Source organism: Hymenobacter rubripertinctus (genome assembly GCF_003583925.1).
Lineage (GTDB): Bacteria > Bacteroidota > Bacteroidia > Cytophagales > Hymenobacteraceae > Hymenobacter > Hymenobacter rubripertinctus.
Window position 1 is genome coordinate 1 of sequence record NZ_QYCN01000095.1, and the last position, 1,828, is coordinate 1,828.

The 1,828-nt window shown below is 49.8% G+C and carries 3 protein-coding genes; all 3 read right to left on the reverse strand.

What is annotated here, in order from left to right:
• The coding region (locus D0T11_RS23650) for a transposase-like zinc-binding domain-containing protein (RefSeq protein WP_449547621.1) at positions 1–108 on the reverse strand (108 nt) is incomplete at its 3' end.
• A 114-nt stretch (positions 109–222) separates the two neighbouring features.
• On the reverse strand, positions 223–519 hold the full coding sequence (locus D0T11_RS22345; RefSeq protein ID WP_147374800.1) for a hypothetical protein: 297 nt from the start codon (positions 517–519) through the stop codon (positions 223–225).
• Positions 520–538: 19 nt separating this feature from the next.
• The coding region (locus D0T11_RS21650; protein WP_220473767.1) for an RHS repeat-associated core domain-containing protein at positions 539–1,828 on the reverse strand (1,290 nt) is incomplete at its 5' end.

Here is a 1,828-nt window from a genome sequence, read left to right on the forward strand (position 1 = left end):
TTGGTGGCGGCAGGCTTTGCACTGGTATTTGGGCTGGCCGTGGCGGCTGCCGTTCTTGCGCAAGTCAGCACTGCTGCACTTGCCACACGTCAACGTGGTCTGAAGCATGGGAGTAAGATACTACTCACCCCGCATTATACCACCGCCACTTTTTGATGCTCTCCAACTAAAGAAAAACGACCGAACCGTTCCCGAAACAGCTATAATTAAAAAAATATGAATTTAAGGTATTCCCAATATTCTTTCTAGTTGATTCTGAATTTCGATAACTATTATATCATATTCATCTAATGAAATGCTATTTGTTACACGGTCTCTCTGCCATTCTATGAACGGGGAAATATACCACAATAATGTCACTAATCTTGAAGGCACTAAATCTTCGAATGCTTCTATTTCTTTGAGAGAATTTATAAAATCTACATACAAATCATGATGAAATATTCCTTCTCTCAAAAAGTAGAGGAAACCAGTATCAACCTCCCAGCAATCTTCCATTTTTTTAATCAAATCTTTCATACTTGTGTGTGTGTGTGTGTTAAAAATGAGGAGTTATCGCATCAAATGAGATGTTTCTTTCAATTAAAACTTCTTGATCTTTTTTTGCATAGTTATTAATTCTAGTAGATCGCGTACCATTTACTCCTTTGCTGATGTCCACCTTCGTTGAAGAGACCTTATTTAAATCTACTTCAACATAACCGTTTTTTCCGTATTTTCCAGAAGCTGTCTCCTGACTTTTGGTAGTCGATATCCATCGGGTTCTCTTAGCACCCGCTACGTGATTTTCAACAGAGTTCTGCACATTAGGATTTCTAGCACTTATTCCTTCACCTCGCATTACGGCCTCTCTTTCTGCTTGTGTTACTCCTCTATATACAACACTGGGTTTAGCTGCTGCAACTTCAGCAGCAACAACACGTCGGCTACCCTGTTCGAGTGCACGTCCAGCACCTGACCGGCCAGCTGGAGTGACGTTCAATGCAACAATAGCAGCATCTTTGGCGAAAGATTTAGCCTCCTGCCCAGGACTGCCCTTAGATACAAAATTATATTCAACTCCTAATGAGTTATCCGTCTCGTAAACCTGTGCCTGAAGTTTAAGGGGTGATGCAGCACTGGGCCCAGTGTATGAAGCGGCGGTTAGAAATATGTTCGCGACAGAAGCGCTGAAGTCCACAAAGCTTCTTGCAAGGCTCGGACCATCATCCCCTGGCCCACCCGCCATGCGCCCATCCAGATCATTATAGCGGACGGCATTGTCCATACCGAACTGGTAGCTGGTCCAACCTTCTTGGTCGCCCTCCTCCCCGTCCGGATCCGTCACCACCCACCTACCCAGCGCCGGCTCGTAGAAGCGCCAGCCGTGGTCGTGCCAGTTGAGGCCGAACTCATCCTGTTTCTCCTTGCCGTTCCAGCTAAACTTGTTCTCGGGCGTCGCACTTTTAGAAAGTCCCGCCAAGTCGAGCCCAAACGGGTCGTAGTGGTTCTCCTGCACTTGCAGCCCTTGCCGGTGCTCCACCGTTATGTCGTCAAAGAACACGTCCGTGTCGCTCTCGTTGGCCACGTACGCCTGCACGTAGCCCGCACTCGGCACGAACACGCGCAACGAGAGCTGCTCATAGTCGCCCTGCGCCGCACTCGTCAGCTTCTGCGTGCGCGAGTCCACCAGGGCCGAATCGGCATTGTAGACGAGCACCCGCACGTAGGCCCGGGGCACGCCGCCACTGAGCTGTTGCACGGCCGGCACCAGGCCCAGGCCCACGCTCAGCAGCGGCAGGATGCGCACCTTGCGGCTGCTGCCATCCGGGGCCGGTGCGGGCACGCC